The following is a 17,913-nucleotide window of genomic DNA, read 5'->3' on the forward strand; positions in this document are numbered from 1 at the left end:
AACCGGACATATCTATAACACCGAGCACAGAAAAATTTTTGAGGCAATAGAACAGAGGGATGCCGATATGGCCAAACTTACTATGCGCCGCCATCTTGATAATCTTATGCAGAGTGTTGAAAAAACAGAATAATCCCTTACCACCCCCCGCCGGCAATTACAATCCGCTTTTTACTCATAAAATATCCCTCCCTCATTCATCATCAAAGAGTAGCTAATGGCATCATTATAATGAAATGGACATGTGATGTCAAATATTCTCATAATAGAGGTGTGGTAAGGTTATTCTTATTGTATTAGCAAGTGTTTTAAATGTTTTATGAAATAATATTTGCCTGCTTTCAAAAATAAGCCTTGACCAATGCGGCATTTTCCTGTAATCTTAAACTGAAAAAACAAATCATTTATGATGAGCCATGTGTTTAGCTGAAGGGAGTAATTTCAATGAATTCAGGCAGAGCAGCATTGGAAATGCTGAGGGGATATCGAGTTACAGACATCTTTGGCCTCCCAGGCGAGACAACTTTGAGTCTCTACCGTGCCTGGAAGGATTATCCTGATATACATTACCACCTTTGCCGTGATGAGCGCAGCTCAGTTTTTATGGCTGATGCCTATGCAAAATCATCCGGAAAGGTGGGGGTGTGCGAGGGACCGAGCGTAGGGTGCACACACATGATACCTGGCGTCACAGAAGCATTCCAGTCATGTGTGCCGCTTATCTGTATAACTTCGGATATACCGCTCAAATTCGGCACGAACAATATGCTGACCGGCTGCGACCAGACAGCACTCTTCAAGAGTATCACAAAGGACAGTTATACTGTAAACAGACCTGAGGAGCTTCCGCATCTCTTCCGCCGTGCCTTTAGAACTGCGACTACAGGCAGGCCGGGGCCTGTTCATATCAGGATACCGAGCGACATATTCGACAGCGAGGTACCAGACAGCGAGGTTTACGCACAGCCGCGTTATGCAACCTTTCCCGGCTGTCGGAGCACCGCGGCGCAGGAGGATATTGCCATGGCGGCAGATCTCATCGCCAAGGCAGAATGTCCTGTCATGATATGCGGACAGGGGGTCGTGCATTCAGGCGCCTGGCGCGAGGTACAATCCATATCAGAAAAACAGAATATGCCAATGGGCAGCAGCATCAATGCAAAGGGGGCAATTCCAGAAAACCATCCTCTGTCGCTCGGCGTGATCGGAGCACGCGGCGGACGAAAATGGGGAAACGATATCATAATGGACGCAGATCTCGTCCTCTTTGTCGGCTCAAGTACGGATTCTGCATCCACGGACAGCTGGAGTATCCCAAACCCCAAATCAGGCCAGGTTTTCATCCAGATAGACACGTCCGAGCGCGAGCTTGGCAATAATTACAATGCGCTGCCCCTTTTCGGCGATGCCCGCGAAACGCTGAGGGGCCTTATCTCCGCTCTTGATAATAAAAAAACTCCGTGCCGCAAAGACTGGGTGGCACGTGTCGCAAGAGAAAGAGCCGTACATGAGAAAAAGCTCCAGGCGCTTATGACCATGGAGGGGGATAACATCCACCCGCTCTCACTGGTTCGGACTATAGAAAAGATCGTTCCGGACAATGCATTTTTTGCCGTAGACCCGGGAACCTCGGCGGTTTATTCAGCAGGCTTCATGCGCCTTGAAAAAGCGGGGCGGCGCACCGCCTATAATTTTTCAATGGGCGCGCTGGGGTATGCGATACCTGCTGCAATCGGGGCAAGATTCGGGGTATCACAGAACACGCCGGTAATAGGCCTGGTCGGCGATGGGAGTTTCGGATTCTGTGCCGGGGAACTTGAGACAGCGGCGCGTCTGGGGCTCAAAATCATTTATATCCTCTTCAACAACCAGACATTCGGCTGGATAAGGGGAACTGAGTATGTCCAGACAGGAGAGAAACTTACGCCATGGTATTCTCAGTTTACCGACTTTTCCAATGTTGATTACGTTAAATTTGCAGAATCTTTGGGGTTCAAGGGATTCCGCGCTGATAAACTCTCCGATTTTAAGAGGATCTTTACTAAGTGCCTCGCAGAAGACAGCCCATGTCTCATCGACGTTCCCGTCACTCCTGAAGACAGGCAGATCCCTCCGGTCCCAGGCTGGACAGGATCTGGAACAGCGGATCCAGATGAGATGATTTATTAAAATACCAATAAAAAATTTTTTTTGCAACTATAAGAAAACTGGATCAAGAAATCAGAAACCCTGCAAAAATATAGCAGAGGGAAGGATATTTCGCTTCCCTCCGCTATTTCTTGTTTACCGCCGGGGAGACTTTCATTATGCTGAACACAGTGGAGGCCAGTTTGCCCTTTGTCAGCACCTTTGTGCCCGTAAGTTCATCTATCACATCCTCATATCTTTTGAGGTCTTTTTTGTAAAGCTCTTTGAGCCATTCTGAAAATTCATCTACCCGCACCGGTTCCTGCATATCCCTTTTTGGAAAATCTCTGATGCCGAAGGCTCTGCGGAAGGCATCCCTTATCTCGACCCAGTGCATTTCCTCATATACACCGAAGTTCGTTTCTGCGCGTGGATCCATGTAGCCGTACAGAGTTGAAGCTTCCACTCCGGGCCATGATACCGAATATTCCGGTACATCCTCAAAACGGTAAAGGGAGAGGCGCGCCTTAGCCCTCAACAGTTCACTCTGTACATCGAGAGGGCGTAGAGCACGCGGCTGTACCTTTTGTTGAACCGCCAGTGCGGCTATCACTCCGGCAGCCTGTCCCGTAAGCATAGTGACAGGCTGGAGGCGCGTTGTCCCGTTAACTACGCGCGAAACGGAGATATTCTTCTCTGCAGCAAGAAGTCCGTTTACCTTTTCTGGTATCAGGACACCGAAAGGTATCTGAAAAAGACCTCCCTCGCCCTGCCCGTCATTGGGGATCTTTTCAGCCGTTTCACCGAGATCTTTGTCTAAATATTTCGTATCGTGGTTGCCATGAATATCTATTGGATATTCGCCCAGTGCAACGCTGTCAGGGATGTTCTTAACGGTCCTCTTGAGTATCGGGTCTTTTCTGATATCATCAACCGTCATCGTTGTGATGCCGATGATCCTTCTGCTCTCACGCACATATGGGAATGGCGGAAAGTGCTTAAGGATGGGAGCATAACGCTCCGGCATCTCCTTCCACTCCTGCCAGTTATTGCTGAACCAGCCGCCATAGCCCTGCCTGTCATCTACAGACCAGTCGGACATACCAAGCTCATGCTGCATGTAATAAATGAACGCCAGGGTCTTGGCCATAGCCATGCGTTCTGAGTAAAGGCGATAATTTCGGCTCTCAAGGAATTCTACTGAAAGGCCGGGTACGCCGCTGTCCTTACCCGGATAATCATTTGCCCAGTTTATTGCAGTTTTTGTTACCAATGGCCATGTTGTCGGATCTCCGCCGTCAATAACAGCCCTGCTTGCCAAGTCCGGCATTGCGCGGTAGGCGTTGTGGGTCGGTACGTCAAAGGGATATTCTCCGGGCCAGGTATTCCCGTCCTTTCTGATTATAGCCCTGAATTTAAAAAGATATTCTGTGTAGCCGGGCGGCGGCACCGAAACCTTAAGTTCCGGAGGAAGTCCTCCCGGATATCGCTTAATGACTGCAGTATAAGTAATATCCTGGATTATGCCCTCTTTGTCTATCTTCGGGGAGACACTGTTTCCGGCACGGTAACGTGCACCTGTCATCGGGATGAAATCACCGCACTCTGTGGCATCTATAAATATCTTGGCGTTTAACCTGATATTCTTGCCGTCAGCGTCAAAAACAGCCGAAACAACTTTGTTGCCTGATTTTTTAACCGATAGAAGTTTAGCTTTGAGGATCACTTTAACATGTCCTGTTTCGCCGAGCATCTCCAGCAGTATTTTCTGCCCTACCCATGGCTCAAAAGCAATTGTGTCGCTTCCCCAGTAGCAGACGTTGACGTTTTTTCCCCATGCAGAGTAGAAGTCACGTACCCTATTGATAAATTCAAGATAGATTCCGGTCCGTGTCATTGTCTTATCATCCATAGTACTTACTGCGGCACCGGTCATCTGTCCTCCGACCCAGTCGGACTGCTCTACGAGAGCCACCGACATCCCCATCCTGGCTGCCTGTATAGCTGCGGCACATCCGCCCGTCCCGGCTCCGACAACAACAATGTCGTAAGGCTCTGCCTCTTCTGCAATGGCCTGACCACCAACAGGGGATAAGACAAACAAAGAAATTATAAAAATTGCAGCAACAAATTTTTTTCTCAAAACATTGCCTCCATGAAGAAAACTTATTCTCTGAAATCAAACCTTCAGATTATATACCCTTTACCCGATAATTTATCAATAAGCGAAGTAATATGGGTTATAATCTATTGAAAAATAAGCTGTTCTGGAGGCATGATCCAACAGATGTCCACTACATCGCCCAACACCCTTACACAAAAATCAGTCCGCCCTATTGACTATGCGATGATCCTCACCACCGTCACGATATGGGGTGGCAGCTTTGCGGCGACAAAGCTGGCTCTCGCCCAGGCTGAGCCGATGTTGATACTTTGGCTGCGCCTGGTTATAGGCATGCCCGTACTGTTTGTGGGCATATGTCTTGAAGGTTCACTTCGCCTGCCTACGAAATCAGAAGCCTTGCCCCTTTTCCTCATGGGTTTCCAGGGGATTTTCTTTCACCAGGCCATACAGAGCTATGCGATGAAGACTGCCGGAGCCGCCAACGCAAACTGGATGATGATAGCGTCTCCGGCTCTTGTCGCGATCCTCAGCAGGATTTTCCTAAAAGAAAAAATATCCAAAACAGGCATATTCGGACTCATATTCTCTGCGATAGGCGTCCTGCTTGTTATCGGCCTCGGCACAAGGAGAACTGCGACAACCGGCAGTTTCGGCAGTACCGGTGACATGATAATGCTATTTTCCGTCCTGAACTGGGCTGTATTCCTCGTTATTTCGCGTGGGGCACTCAAAACGGATCTGCCCCCTGCTTTTGTAATATTCTGGGAGATGTTCTTTTCCCTTATCTCAGCGACAATTTTTGTATATACTATCGGCAGTGATTTTTCGGTTATCCCTTCCTTTACATTGGGGACCTGGTCCGCACTGGTATTTCTTGGCGCTTTTTCCTCTGCGCTGGCATACCTTTTCTGGTTTCAGGCCCTTGCGGCGTTTCCAGTCGCAAAAGTTGTAGTGTTCCAATTCATTCAGCCTATAGCCGGTGTGATCATTGCCTATTTCCTAATTGGCGAGCGCTTCACGATATGGCTTTTTATAGGCGGCGCTATGATACTAAGCGGGGTCTGGCTTGTGAACAGAAAATAACCGATCTGGCAGATATGAAGACGAGAAGTGTCAGCCCCTCAGGACGTGATAACCTAAGGATACAATCACCTCCGGGATCATCCTTTTATTTTATAGACACTTTTATTTGCCGCGATTTTATATCGCGGTATTTTTTATCTCCTGCCGTATGTCAATAAATATCAAAGGTATCTTACTCTTTTAATCTTGCAAAAACCTCCATACTTCGTCTAATTACCTTTTATGATTTTTTTGACTCCTCTTTTTAAAAACCAATCCTCCACTCTTTCAACAATGTCCCCTTGCAGAAAGATGCCCCCTTTTTCTACTTTGGAGCCGCATCCAAGCCCTTTCCTCATTTCTTTGGCAAGAGCTTCAAGATCTATCGCTGCGTCCTTAGGTATCGTCACAAGAGTTACTGTCTTTCCGCCGCACCCGGCTGTACGCCGCTGCAGTGAAACCTTGCTGAGTTTTGAAATATGGCCGACTTCTGACGGAGGGACTCTCTTTTCTCCTGTATCTTCAGAGGTCAAAGAACCATGCCGATCAATTACGTTTTTCTCTTTTTCCGACTCTTTCTCAAGCAGCACACCAAGTGATACGCTCAGCGGCCCGCCGTCTTCCCCTAAACTGAAACCGTCTCCCGATTTTATTTTTTTTATCTTCTTTGGCTTCGTCACACCCAAACACCCCCATTTTGTTATACTATGCTAAATGCTTAAGGAAACACTGAACAACTAAACGCAAAAGATGTGTTGGTCTGCGTTTCACTACAAATTATAAACTTTACGGAGCTGATAACATGTGCAAGCTGGATGCTTTTACTGAAAACCTCTTCTCTTTTGCCAATATGATAGGCGGAAACGGTCAGGTTCTTGAACTGCTGTCAGGCTCACTTGCGGCTGCGACCGGACTGCCTTACGCGGGAGAAAATTATGCTATTTTCACTCCGCGCGCCACCGTTGACGAGCTTTCAAAAGTTTTGGATTTCTTTAAGGAGAAAGAGCTTCCTTTCGTCGTTCCCCAGCTCTATGACTTTAGCCCATCTTTCTCCGCCTCGCTGGATTCAGCCGGTCTTTCAGTACGGCGCCGCTACACTGCAATGTCGCTCAATCCGGCTGTGGCTGGAGAATGGGAGCGCGACAATGATATCGTTTCGGTTTCGGACGAAATGGTATCTGACTGGGCGTCGACAGTATGGGAGGGGTTTGGCGGAGACATTTCAGTTCCGGATGAATATTGCCTTTTTGCTGATTATCTCAACAGGCAGCGGGATAACAGACTATTTTTACTGATGACGGAAGACCGCCCTGCCTCGGCAGCACTGCTTCATAGCAGCGCAAGCGCTTGCGGCCTGTACTACTTCGCGACCCTGCCTGCTTTCAGAAGGCGCGGCCTCGCCCGCAGACATATGAAGGAGCTTGTTCAGCAAGCCCGGCAGTTTTCAGATGAGTTTGTGTTGCTTGCAACAGAGGAGGGGCTCCCCTTCTATATTGATTTTGGTTTCACTGCACTTGCAGATGTGCCGATGCGTTCAATATCAGACGATTTGTAATTTTTTAGCCTGCTAAAAGCATTATTTTTTTACTCAGAATGGTGATTTATGATATATTCAGAATCAAACGATTGGGTCAGACCACAGTGAATGAAGGGAGATATTACAAAATGGCGGACATTGACAAATTCTGGAGGGATGCTCCAAGCAACTATCCTGTCTGCGCTTCAACGAAGGTTACAAAGAATATGGTACTCAACGCTATAGTCGCTGGTGCTCGAGACCTGGATACCTTAAAGAAAATCGTCCCGCTTTGTCCGGATAATGAATGCTCCAAACATAATCCGCTGGGTCATGGATGTAAGGAGAATGCAGAAACCCTGCTTGCTATATACGTCCCAATATATGATCTTATGATGGAGGGCGGGGGCTGTAAACATGGTAATAGGATCAACGCCGCGACTCCGTCTCCTTCTGACCGCAAAAACAGTGACGGCTGCGGCAGGCTATGCGACGACGAGAAATGATATTAACAATAATTATGATCCCCACGCCGTAAAAGAGTTTGTCCATGTATGGGGATTAGAAGAGAATATTGCAGACTCTCATTTTATTTACTGATAGGAACATTTACTGGAATTTTTATTCAGTAGCTTGAGTCACACTACTGATGACAGTTTTAGTTTTTCAGACTATCCTTTGCTTGTAAGTCGCCCCGTCCGTCGATAGCAATTGATTATAACGATCACCAGCAACCAAGAAACATAGCTCCAAGTTTTTAGGTCCAAGTCATCGCAGTTTCAGTTACACGGCGGCGTTAAGTCTGGCAGACTCTTAGGAGAAGCCGGAGCGGGGCGTTTTAAAGCGCCCAAAAAGAAGGGGCTGCACCCGTACGGGTGCAGCCCCTTCTTTTTTCTAATTACAAGTAAGATCTATTTCGGCGCTTTGTTGATGAGCTTTTTAAGTTCGGCTATGAGCGGCTTTACGCGTTTATCATTCGCCGACCTTTTCAGGGCTGCTTTTGTAGACATATCGCGTCCCCAGTATGCACGGTTCGCATCTCTGTTCTGGTTGATGACACTGCCCCCGACTGAAACTCCTGCAAAGAGCCCCTTCGTCATCGAATAGCTATAGATGGAGGCCTTCATGGGAGCGTTTGTCCCGGCAGAGGCGCTTCGTCCCACAGGACCTGCCGCTATCGAGACATCAGCGCCAAGCTTGAAGCTGTTTCCTCCTGTAAAAGCATGGAGCCCCTCTTCATTTGTGATGACCAGAACAAGTCCTATAGACTGCACTCCGATCTGAAGTCCTATCGAGGCACCGGAAATACCCATAAACGCAGGTCCCTTCCATGTTCCGTCAGGACTGCGCAGAAAGACCAATCCTTCTCCCGTCTGACCGCCTATACCAAAACCAGCTTTCGTAACGGCTGGGAATATCGCAATCCCCTTGCTTGACTTTACTACCGAAGCCATGGTCTCCACGTCATCCTGAGCCGTCATATCACGAATAAGTTCTGTCGCCAGCCTTATTCGTCTTTCATGTGCCTTCTCGGCAAACGCCGTTCCGGCAAAAAGAATAAACATCGACATTACCAGCATAGAAACAACAAATTTTAAATGCCTGTTCATTGTAACATCCACTCCTTGTGGTTAAATATTTTTTATAATTTTAAATATTTTGAATTATTATACATTGTAAATTCATGATATAAAGCGTAAAAATGCTGATAGTTTTATAATCTAGTAACCCTACACAACTATATAAGGAAATGCATAGGATAAACCCACTGCTGTCCAAAATAGCAAAAATCTAAAAATAGGATCCGGTTATAGCAAAGCTTTTTAATAATATCTTGTAAAAATCTATATTGGACACATCTGAATTATAGGATACAATTAAGTTAGACTCGGTATCTAAATAGCAACTTTCTCCTTAAGGGAATTATTCGTGTTATATTTCAAGGCTTTTATTGCCTAAACTCGGTCTTTTAAAAGGTGGGGGCATCAATGGACAGAATTTTCGCTCCGTGGCGCATGGAATACATCACATCCAATTCAGACGACAATGAGACAAAAGGAACGGGCTGTATTTTCTGCGATTTTCCAAAGCTCGATGATGATGAAAAAAATCTCATCCTTCATCGCGGCAAGACCTGTTTTGTCATCTTGAATGCGTTCCCATACAATCCTGGACATCTTATGGTCGTGCCATATCGCCACACCGCGGACTTGCCGGGATTGAGGCAGGATGAGATCATAGAGATGATGTCGCTATGTCAGAAGGCACACAATGTCCTGACGGAAGTAATGAACCCACATGGCTTCAATCTTGGGATGAATCTGGGTAAAGTTGCCGGCGCCGGGATCGACCAGCATCTGCACATGCACATAGTCCCGCGCTGGAACGGCGATACAAACTTCATGCCCGTGATCGGCGAGGTGCGTGTCATATCAGAAGCGCTGCTTTCAACACTGAGGCACCTTGAAAAAGCATGGCAGAAACAGTAAGGCTCTTTGTTTTTACAGCACCCCGCAATGATGCTGACGTAGAACTTACCGTAAAACGATCGCGCTTTATCGGCTCTATCCGCATTGCGCTTTCGGCAGATGAGGCCACAGAGCTTATTAAGGGAGTTTCAGCCCTATATCCCAAGGCAAATCACCACTGCTGGGCGTATCGTGTCGGCATTGACCAGCCGCTTGAACACTGCTCCGATGCAGGAGAGCCCGCAGGGACTGCGGGGCACCCGATTCTTGGCACTATTAAAAGACATTCTCTGGACAACACATTAATTGTCGTGACACGTTACTTTGGCGGAATCAAGCTGGGCGTTCGCGGCCTCATAGATGCATACGGCCAGGCGGCGGAGCTTGCAGTGACAGAGGCAGGAACTGTGGAGATGGAGCTTAACAATGCGCTGGAGATAAGTTGTGGATATGACTATTCAAAGACCATCACAACAACACTGAGGAAGTGGGGCTTTGGCGATGACCGTCAGAACACTTTATATGGAGAAGCAGTCAAAATAAAACTCGAAGTCCCCTGCTCCATGCGCAAAGAGATATCTCCGGCCCTTGATGAAATGAAGGCCCGTGGGTTTCTGGCTGAACTAAAGTGGGACGAGAAGATCCTGGTTCGTGAAAAATGGACATAAGGTGACTGCGGCCGTACAGAATTTTATATTGCCTTGGTGGGATAGACAGAGAAAAACACTTCCCCTTTTTATCCATGCACTGGATAAAAATATAAGATATGTGAATGCAACGGAAGGGGCGTTTACTATGTTAAAAAAGAGCTTAATATTGTTGGCCTTACTGTTTTTTTTGGCCACCCCGCAGGCCTGCTCCGCAGAAAGCAGCACAACAGACAGCGGCATACCGGATGAGGAAGCACTTCTATTTATCAACGATTCCGAATTTGTAATCAAGGGAATTTATATCTTGCGGATCGGAACGGAAAACTGGTCGGAGAACCTCCTTGGAGATAAGCCTCTTAAAAAAAGGGAAAAACGGAAACTTGATATATCCCGCAGCTCTCTTTTCGGTTTTTATGATATGAAGATCGTCTATGGATCAGGCATAGAAACTATCTGGAAAAAGCTTCCGATCACAGAGATATTCAGCATCACACACAACAGCGGGGGCACACCGGAATATGAGCAAATATGCCTTAGTACCTGATAGCGCCGCGGCCTCGCGTTGCGCGGCACTCTGGAACCACTATACAGGTGGACGCGGTGGTATGCGTTCACCTGTATTTTTTTCCGGCTGTCTTCCAAGACTTGTTTTATATCTTTTTGCCTACGATCTGGAATACGTTTTCCTATTCTGAAGTATGGATCTCTTCGTAATATTTCCCCATCAGTTTTTTCCAGTCAACATTATCATCCAGTAGGTTCGGACATGTATTGTCCGGGTAGAACCAATGACGGCCAAGCCCCATGAGCACCTGCCACCAGTCATGGATGTCGGGGGTAAGTATTTCACCCTCCGGTCCTATACGGCGCAGCTCCCTGTATATGAGCGCAACCATCTGGCTTTCGTCCATAGCGGCTGTCGTTTTTTCATAAAATTCGACCATATAGAAATAAGAACAAGCACCAAGCTGGTAGAGGATTTCCGTCCATTTGGGCGATATCCTGCTCGTTTTTGCCAGGACCATTTGTTTTTTGCTGCCTGCGCTCTTGTGGTTTACTATGAAGAGGATCTTGTCAGGATCTATATGGCGGAGCTCTTCATACTTCTTTATCAATGCCTCTGCTATAGGTTTAATTCTGTTGTTGCAGATTTCATAATCAAATTCCGCACTTGCGTTGACAGACATTTCCATTCCTCCCAATTTTGGGTCCCGCTGTTTATCCTATGCGGAACAGGTAGATTATATCATTCGAGTGGATTTTCCTTTGCGAAAGTTTGTCCTGAAATAATAATCATGACAATAAAAGAGTTCATAGCAATTGATCTATATTAACCTTATTATGCATATATTTGCCGCGTGTAAAATACGATTCGTTCATACAAAAAAAAGCCGCATGCCTGTTATGGCACACAGCTCCCTTCCTGCTCTCAAAAGGACGTTGAACGCTAGAATGTCTCTGGGTTCCTTGGTTTTCTGTTTTGTCTCACATATGTCGGAACATCGTAAAGATCCTGGAATGATTTTTGCTGTAGGTTAGGCGAGGTCTTTTGGGTAGTTTCCTCTTTCTCCCTGAGCCATGCCGGCGCAAATGATTCCGGCTGCTGTACGGCGACTGTTTCAGGCTGTACGGCTTCGTTCGTTTCAAAAACAGGATCGGGGCCGGAAACGCGTGTCATTTCCCCGGCACTTTTTATAATTACCTGCGCCTGTTTTGAAGAAAGGACTGTCTGCGATTGTATTTTAGCAGCAGCAACAGCGGCGCAGCCGGTCGATGCGTCATCGTCAAATCCTGTTGCAACTATCACGATCTCTGCTGCTCCGTCAAGATGATCGTCTTCGACACAGCCCCAGACAAAAGTAGCGTCTTCTGAGATGATATTTTCTATATATGCTGCGGCCTGCTGGATCTCATAGAGACCAAGGTCTTCCCCGCATGTTATGTTCATGAGGACTCCCTTTGCACCCTTCATGGAACACTCCATGAGAGGGCTTTCAATCGCCTGTTTGAGCGCCTTGGCAATCCTTTCCTCACCGGATGCGCTTCCTACACCCATAACGGCAGAGCCTGCCTGTTTCATTACGGCCCTGAGGTCGGCAAAGTCAACGTTGACAAGCCCCGGACGCGTAACAAGATCCGTAACCCCATGCACAGCCTGACGAAGTACTTCATCCGCCATTGAAAATGATTCGCTGAGCGGAGTCTCTTTGCGGCATATTTCGAGAAGTCTGTCGTTTGGAACAACGATAAGTGCGTCAACACATGAACGGAGCTTTTTGATGCCCTCTTCCGCATAGCGCCTGCGCCTTGGTCCTTCAAACGAGAAAGGCTTTGTCACGACCGCAACAGTGAGGATACCCATCTCTTTCGCTGCTGCTGCAATTATGGGCAGGGCTCCGGTACCTGTGCCGCCGCCCATGCCAGCTGCAAGATATACCATGTCGGAACCCTTAAGATATTCTCTTATTTCGGATATAGATTCTTTTGCCGACATTTCCCCTACTTCCGGCAGAGCTCCGGCACCAAGTCCTTTTGTAATTTTTTCGCCGAGAACGATTTTATTATCTGAAAGAGACATTTCAAGACTGCGGACATCCGTATTGACGGCCAATAGATCCACACCCTCAAGGCCCTTGCTTATAATGTGATTAAGAGCATTGCCCCCGCCGCCTCCGACCGCGATAATTTTGATGACTTCTCTGCGGCCCGCCTGTGGTTTTGTTTGGATAACGGGGATTTCATTTTCTGAAGGCTTGCTGATTTCTTCCGATCCCGGATAATAAAGACTTGCTGCTTCTGGGCCCAATGTTGTTCACCTCTCTATGCAATTGATGTATACTACTTGCTGTATTATAGCATCAGAGGAGGGTTACGGGTGGACAAAAACATAAAACATGTCCTTCAAAACATCGAATCCAAGGATAACCGCGGCCCCTTTATACTGTTCCTTGCAATTTTCGCTCTTCTTGCATGGCAGGCAATGCAACCGCTTATGACAGCCGTGATCTGGGCGGGGATGCTCTCATTCATCGCCACTCCTGTTTTCAGGCGCATCAGCGCTTTAATGGGAGGAAAAACACGCAGCGTATCTGCCGGGGTCACGCTCATTCTGCTTGCGGTAGTATTCCTTGTCCCGATCCTTGTTGTTCTCACCTCGCTTGGAAGTGAAGTTACAGGATTTGGATTAGATATAAGCCGCTTTCTTTCAAAAATGGAGATAGGCGAGACAAAAAATGTTGCGGCGTTTATACCGTCTTGGCTGCCGCAATGGGCTGCTGAATACGTCCGCTCTTTCTTAAACAATTCGGAGGCGATCACGACTGTCGTCCGGAAGACAGCCGAATGGATAGGAAATTTGTTGACAAAAACATCAGGACAGCTTATTCAAGGTATTTCCTCTTTTCTGTTCCATTCAATGGTCACTCTTATGGTGTCATTCTTCTTCATCCGCGACGGAGAAGCTCTCGTTGAATATATCAAAAGCGTCACCCCGCTCTCCGCGGACGAGAAAGAGTTCTTCTTTTCCAGGGCGGGGAAGCTTCTTCATTCCATAATATACGGAATACTCCTCACTGTCGCTATACAGGCGCTTCTTGGAGGCCTTGGCTGGTGGTTCGTGGGGCTCGGAAGTCCGGCTTTCTTCGGCATGCTTATGTTTTTCTTCGGGGTGTTTCCAGCAGGCACCGCAGTTGTCTGGGTTCCTGGCGGCCTGTACCTCCTGCTTACAGGAGATATCAAAAATGGAATTATCCTTCTGGTCTGGGGAACTGCAATAGTTGGCACTATAGATAATCTGCTGCGCCCGCTTCTGATCAGCGGCGGCAGCAGGGGTGAAGATATCCCGACCCTTCTTATAATCCTCGGGCTCTTCGGCGGTGTGGCAAAATGGGGGTTTCTTGGGATATTTCTTGGGCCGCTCGTGCTTGTGCTCTTCACTCTCGTTTTTGATATATACCGGAACCGCTGGCTCAAGAGGGCGGATGGCAGTCTGGAATGATTTCTGAACATACTCAGCTTATTGCAACGGCTGCATCTCTTGCCATGGATGCATTTTCTGTTTCTATATGTCTTGGTTTATGTCATGGCAGTCTTAAGCTGCGGCAGGCGTTTTCTCTCGGCGGAGCCTTTGGTTTCTTCCAGTTTATCATGCCCCTCTTTGGCTCGTGGATAGCCAAGCATATTTCCGGATTTTTTGACGGCATGACTCCATGGATCGCGGCTTCACTTATCCTCTGGGTTGCATTCAAAATGGTTAAAGAGGCATATTTGGGTGCGGACAAAACCAATTCCTGCATGATAATAAATTTCAAAAACATCGTCATTCTCGCCTTCGCTACGTCTTTAGACGCACTGGCAGTGGGATACTCAATCAGCAGCACCGGCGGAATGGCAGCTGAACTCGCCATCACAGCAGGAATGATCACGTTTTTTCTCTCTCTGTTCGGAGCACTTGCTGGAAGAAAACTTGGCAAAAAAACGGGAGACCGCGCCGAATATTTTGGCGGCGCGGTCCTGTTTCTTATTGCAGCGAAGATAATTGTAAGTGCGGTCAGCTGACCGCACTTACTCTACACCTCTATCAATTCATATATCCTCGTTCCGATGCCAATCTTTTCACAATGTTCAAGCGTCGTCTGCCAATGGGTATCCGGATGCATGACGTGGAAGTAGTCATCCTCCCCATGTCCGACAGGGGTCTTTTCAGCTAAAAAACTTCCGGCGATAACAGGCGCCTTTCTGACAGCATCCGCACAAGCCTGGTCTATGGCAACAGGGTCAAATGACGCGAATATGCCAATATCCGGAACAATGGGAAGGTCATTTTCAACGTGACAGTCGCAGAAAGGGGAGACATCAACGACAAAACTTACATGAAAGTGCGGTCTGCCCTCCAGTACCGCTTTTGCATACTCCGCCATTTTTTTGCAGAGAATTTCGTTAGATTCACTGCTCGCAAAAAGAATAGCATCAAACGGACAAAGCGAAAGGCAGCGCCCGCATCCGACACAGCGCGATCTGTCCACAACAGCCTTACCATTGTTTCCCAGGCTGATTGCGTCCTGTGCGCAGTTCTTTATGCACCGGCCGCACGCCATGCACTTTCTAGTGCTGATCTTCGGCTTGCCCTTGCTGTGCATCTCCATTTTACCGCCTCGTGATCCTGATCCCATTCCGATGTTCTTAACAGCGCCGCCAAAGCCCGTCAGTTCATGCCCCTTAAAATGCGTCAATGATATCACTATATCTGCATCCATTATCGCACGGCCTATTTTTGCTTCCTTTATATACTCCCCGCCTGAAACAGGTACAAGCACCTCGTCGGAACCCTTAAGTCCGTCTGCGATTATAACCTGACAGCCAGTACAAAAAGGGTTATAGCCATTTTCATAAGCAGCATCCAAATGCTCAAGCGCATCCTTTCTCCTGCCGACGTATAGTGTATTACTGTCGGTAAGAAACGGTTTTCCTCCGAGCTTCCTGACCAGATCCGCAACGACGCGGGAGTAGTTGGGGCGGAGATATGCGAGATTCCCCGGTTCCCCAAGATGGAGCTTTATGGCGACATATTGTTTCTTGAAACTGATAGTTTTAATGCCCGCTTTTTCCATAAGCATTTCGAGCTTCTGGAGAATGGTCTGTTCCGGTGTTGTCCGCAGGTTCGTAAAATATACCTTTGCTTTATCCATAAACATTATGTCCCTTTCCGGCTTCTATTTCCTTTTTATAGTCACTCCACATTTTTTGGCGCAGTTCAGCCATTGCAGCGTAGTTTTTCTCTATCTCAGCATTGAGCTGCTTAATATTGGCCGTTTCTTCCAAAATTCAGCCCTCCTTCTTCTTCAGTTAAAGACCATACTCTCGTTAAACTGGTCCATTATATATTGTTCTTATAATTCGTTTAATATTTTCTTTCGAAATCAGCAATTATTATGCCCGCATTATAATGTTCAAAGTTTCTTTTCGATCGATGCAAAATTAATATAAGAAAAATTTCTCAGACATGATTTTCTTTTAGTCAAAAAAGGTTAATAAGTATATACTCTTTTACTCATCGTCCCTCGTCGTCGAGACGATAAAAACATCTCAATGTTGAACATGCAGATTATCATCAGTCAATTTTAATTTCACGTATATCTGATCTTTCTGTATAATACTGGGGAAGAACAGGTCATCTTCTGTATGGAAATTTAACAATTGGGGGTTTGAAAATGACGCTTAAAAATGTATCCGCTCCGATAAAAAAAGATAAACTTGGCGGAACCGGAGAGGGCAGCGCAAATACCTATCCCGTTCCTATCCCTGACCAGAACGGGGCCTTCGTCATGGCAACAAGGCTTGAGCTTGACCCATGCGCATCTGTTGGCTATCACAAACATTCCGATGATGAAGAGGTCTATTTCATAATGTCGGGAGACGGACTCTATTGTGAAGAGGGAGTTGAGGAAAAGGTCTCTGTAGGTGACATTCGGCTATGCAGGAGGGGCAACTCCCATGGAATAAGGAACATCGGAGAAGATCCGCTCGTGCTGTGCGCCGCGATAGCTAAAAGGGGCTAGTCCGGCGATCTCAAAAAATATCTTGACCTCGCAAAGGACTTCGCGCAAACAGGACATAGCTCATTTGCATCAGCTGAAGCTATGTTCTGTCAGGTTTATATAAACAGCAACCTGGTTAAAGTTTTTTCTGCATATACTTGAAACATGTGACTAAGGAAGAGTCGAGCCTTATGAGGGACGGAAGCATGAGGTCAGCCTCTTTCATTTCCCAGACTCTGCTGTTTTTTACTGCCGGTATATTTTTGAACCTTGGATCTTTCATTATCGCATCTTTTGATACGGCAGGCATGCCGCGCCCGTTATCAGTGAGCGTGATTATCACATCTATTAAGTTACCAGTCCTGGCAAGTCTCTGCGGCCCGTAAAAGACAAACTGAGGATCCCTCTCTACGGGTATGCAATCGGTTCCCACGATCGGGGCGCCTCCTGCTGCGATTATAAGCTTTGCTCCCCATGAATCAGGGGCACAGGACGAAAAATCTGCCGCAGCAACGACAAAAACTCTTGGCATGGCCATCTTGTCTGCTCGAAGCTTAGCCCTGTGTAGAATTTTTTCCGAAAAAATCAACGCCCGGGCCGCATCGCGTGATCGGCCGGAAAGGGCACCAAGTTTGTCAAGGTATTCCCCCATTTGTCCCCATTTAGGTCTATTGAGTACAACATAAGGCACCTTTGACATGTCCAGTTCTTTGAGCAGTGTTTTATTTTTTTCTGCCCAAGATGTTTCAAGCAGGACAAGGTCAGGTTTTTGCTCGATTATCTGCTCTGCAGATGGATTTCTTGACAACCTTGGAACACCTTTAAAAACCCATCTGGAATCTGTTGAAAAAACAACTCCTGCAAGCTGTCTTACTCCTCTGATTGCAACAAGGTTCTCTGTATGAGCCTCACTGAGGCAGACTATCCTTACTGCAGGTGCAGGAAGCTCTACATTTCTTTTCATATCATCCTGAAACTTAACCGGACCCATCGCCATGGCAGTTTGCTTATAGAAAAACAGAAATATCAACAATACGGTATAAATCAAGACACGTTTTTTATTTGATATAACAGGGATAACACCTCTATTGAGCACTTCTTCACCTCCGATATGAACAACGTTATCCACTTCTTGTGGATAATTTTGTGGTCAACCTTGTTTTATCTGCAGTTAAAGCTCTTTTTTTCAATGTTTTGGGAATGACGGCGGTGGATAATTTTTTATCTACCCTGCCATTTACCAGAATTACTTTGAAAAAGTCCTTTTTTTAAAAAATTTGAGTTTATTACTCAAACTTCGCAGTAAAAAAGATATGACAGAACCTTGACAATTCAAATAATAATCGGCAAAAAAGAGCGGCATGGACCCCGTTTTTTGGTAAAATTTAGTTGCCACACTAAAACGATACCATATGGAGGTCCATGCCAT

The 17,913-nt window shown here is 46.8% G+C and carries 19 protein-coding genes; 11 read left to right on the top strand and 8 right to left on the bottom strand.

What is annotated here, in order from left to right:
• The first annotated feature begins 10 nt into the window (after positions 1 to 10).
• Positions 11 to 133: an FCD domain-containing protein gene (locus LLF78_06440; protein ID MCE5202129.1), complete on the top strand. Its 123-nt coding sequence runs from the start codon at positions 11 to 13 to the stop codon at positions 131 to 133.
• 311 nt (positions 134 to 444) lie between these two features.
• Positions 445 to 2,169, top strand: coding sequence for a thiamine pyrophosphate-binding protein (locus LLF78_06445; protein ID MCE5202130.1), 1,725 nt, complete (start codon positions 445 to 447; stop codon positions 2,167 to 2,169).
• 103 nt (positions 2,170 to 2,272) lie between these two features.
• Here LLF78_06445 and LLF78_06450 read toward each other — a convergent pair whose 3' ends face one another.
• The gene (locus tag LLF78_06450) at positions 2,273 to 4,270 is read right to left on the bottom strand and encodes an FAD-dependent oxidoreductase (GenBank protein ID MCE5202131.1); all 1,998 of its coding nucleotides are present in this window, start codon (positions 4,268 to 4,270) and stop codon (positions 2,273 to 2,275) included.
• Between the two features lie 144 nt (positions 4,271 to 4,414).
• On the opposite strand from LLF78_06450, the gene LLF78_06455 reads away from it, so the two are divergent.
• Positions 4,415 to 5,335, top strand: a complete 921-nt coding sequence (locus LLF78_06455) for a DMT family transporter (GenBank protein ID MCE5202132.1) — start codon at positions 4,415 to 4,417, stop codon at positions 5,333 to 5,335.
• Positions 5,336 to 5,544: 209 nt separating this feature from the next.
• Here the strand turns inward: LLF78_06455 and LLF78_06460 are convergent, their stop codons facing one another.
• Positions 5,545 to 5,994, bottom strand: coding sequence for a translation initiation factor (locus tag LLF78_06460; protein ID MCE5202133.1), 450 nt, complete (start codon positions 5,992 to 5,994; stop codon positions 5,545 to 5,547).
• 122 nt (positions 5,995 to 6,116) lie between these two features.
• Between LLF78_06460 and LLF78_06465 the strand changes: the two genes are divergently transcribed.
• Positions 6,117 to 6,869 (top strand): GNAT family N-acetyltransferase, encoded by a 753-nt coding sequence (locus LLF78_06465; protein MCE5202134.1) that lies wholly within the window; start codon positions 6,117 to 6,119, stop codon positions 6,867 to 6,869.
• 110 nt (positions 6,870 to 6,979) lie between these two features.
• On the top strand, positions 6,980 to 7,336 hold the full coding sequence (locus tag LLF78_06470) for a hypothetical protein (GenBank protein ID MCE5202135.1): 357 nt from the start codon (positions 6,980 to 6,982) through the stop codon (positions 7,334 to 7,336).
• Positions 7,337 to 7,741: 405 nt separating this feature from the next.
• On the opposite strand, the gene LLF78_06475 is transcribed toward LLF78_06470, so the two are convergent.
• Positions 7,742 to 8,440, bottom strand: coding sequence for a lipid-binding SYLF domain-containing protein (locus LLF78_06475; protein MCE5202136.1), 699 nt, complete (start codon positions 8,438 to 8,440; stop codon positions 7,742 to 7,744).
• Positions 8,441 to 8,818: 378 nt separating this feature from the next.
• Between LLF78_06475 and LLF78_06480 the strand changes: the two genes are divergently transcribed.
• The 3 genes from LLF78_06480 (at position 8,819) to LLF78_06490 (ending at position 10,492) form a co-directional block, all read left to right on the top strand.
• On the top strand, positions 8,819 to 9,319 hold the full coding sequence (locus LLF78_06480) for an HIT domain-containing protein (protein ID MCE5202137.1): 501 nt from the start codon (positions 8,819 to 8,821) through the stop codon (positions 9,317 to 9,319).
• Positions 9,304 to 9,966: a YigZ family protein gene (locus tag LLF78_06485; GenBank protein ID MCE5202138.1), complete on the top strand. Its 663-nt coding sequence runs from the start codon at positions 9,304 to 9,306 to the stop codon at positions 9,964 to 9,966. Before LLF78_06480 ends, LLF78_06485 begins: the two co-directional genes overlap by 16 nt.
• A 127-nt stretch (positions 9,967 to 10,093) precedes the next feature.
• Positions 10,094 to 10,492, top strand: a complete 399-nt coding sequence (locus LLF78_06490) for a hypothetical protein (GenBank protein ID MCE5202139.1) — start codon at positions 10,094 to 10,096, stop codon at positions 10,490 to 10,492.
• Between the two features lie 142 nt (positions 10,493 to 10,634).
• On the opposite strand, the gene LLF78_06495 is transcribed toward LLF78_06490, so the two are convergent.
• Entirely contained in the window at positions 10,635 to 11,135 is a 501-nt protein-coding gene (locus tag LLF78_06495; GenBank protein ID MCE5202140.1) for a hypothetical protein, read from the bottom strand.
• A 260-nt stretch (positions 11,136 to 11,395) separates the two neighbouring features.
• Positions 11,396 to 12,754 (bottom strand): cell division protein FtsZ, encoded by a 1,359-nt coding sequence (gene ftsZ / locus LLF78_06500; GenBank protein MCE5202141.1) that lies wholly within the window; start codon positions 12,752 to 12,754, stop codon positions 11,396 to 11,398.
• A 69-nt stretch (positions 12,755 to 12,823) separates the two neighbouring features.
• On the opposite strand from ftsZ, the gene LLF78_06505 reads away from it, so the two are divergent.
• Complete coding sequence (locus LLF78_06505) at positions 12,824 to 13,945, top strand: AI-2E family transporter (protein ID MCE5202142.1); 1,122 nt, start codon at positions 12,824 to 12,826, stop codon at positions 13,943 to 13,945.
• Positions 13,942 to 14,505: a manganese efflux pump MntP family protein gene (locus LLF78_06510; protein ID MCE5202143.1), complete on the top strand. Its 564-nt coding sequence runs from the start codon at positions 13,942 to 13,944 to the stop codon at positions 14,503 to 14,505. Before LLF78_06505 ends, LLF78_06510 begins: the two co-directional genes overlap by 4 nt.
• A gap of 11 nt (positions 14,506 to 14,516) precedes the next feature.
• Here LLF78_06510 and LLF78_06515 read toward each other — a convergent pair whose 3' ends face one another.
• Positions 14,517 to 15,635 carry a DUF362 domain-containing protein gene (locus LLF78_06515; protein MCE5202144.1) on the bottom strand — a complete coding sequence of 373 codons (1,119 nt, stop codon included), beginning with the start codon at positions 15,633 to 15,635 and terminating at the stop codon, positions 14,517 to 14,519.
• On the bottom strand, positions 15,628 to 15,768 hold the full coding sequence (locus LLF78_06520; protein MCE5202145.1) for a hypothetical protein: 141 nt from the start codon (positions 15,766 to 15,768) through the stop codon (positions 15,628 to 15,630). Before LLF78_06520 ends, LLF78_06515 begins: the two co-directional genes overlap by 8 nt.
• A gap of 389 nt (positions 15,769 to 16,157) precedes the next feature.
• Between LLF78_06520 and LLF78_06525 the strand changes: the two genes are divergently transcribed.
• Positions 16,158 to 16,505 (top strand): cupin domain-containing protein, encoded by a 348-nt coding sequence (locus tag LLF78_06525; protein MCE5202146.1) that lies wholly within the window; start codon positions 16,158 to 16,160, stop codon positions 16,503 to 16,505.
• 115 nt (positions 16,506 to 16,620) lie between these two features.
• On the opposite strand, the gene LLF78_06530 is transcribed toward LLF78_06525, so the two are convergent.
• Entirely contained in the window at positions 16,621 to 17,448 is an 828-nt protein-coding gene (locus tag LLF78_06530) for an ABC transporter substrate-binding protein (GenBank protein MCE5202147.1), read from the bottom strand.
• Positions 17,449 to 17,913: the final 465 nt, after the last annotated feature.

The organism is Synergistaceae bacterium (assembly GCA_021372895.1).
Taxonomy (GTDB): domain Bacteria; phylum Synergistota; class Synergistia; order Synergistales; family Synergistaceae; genus JAJFTP01.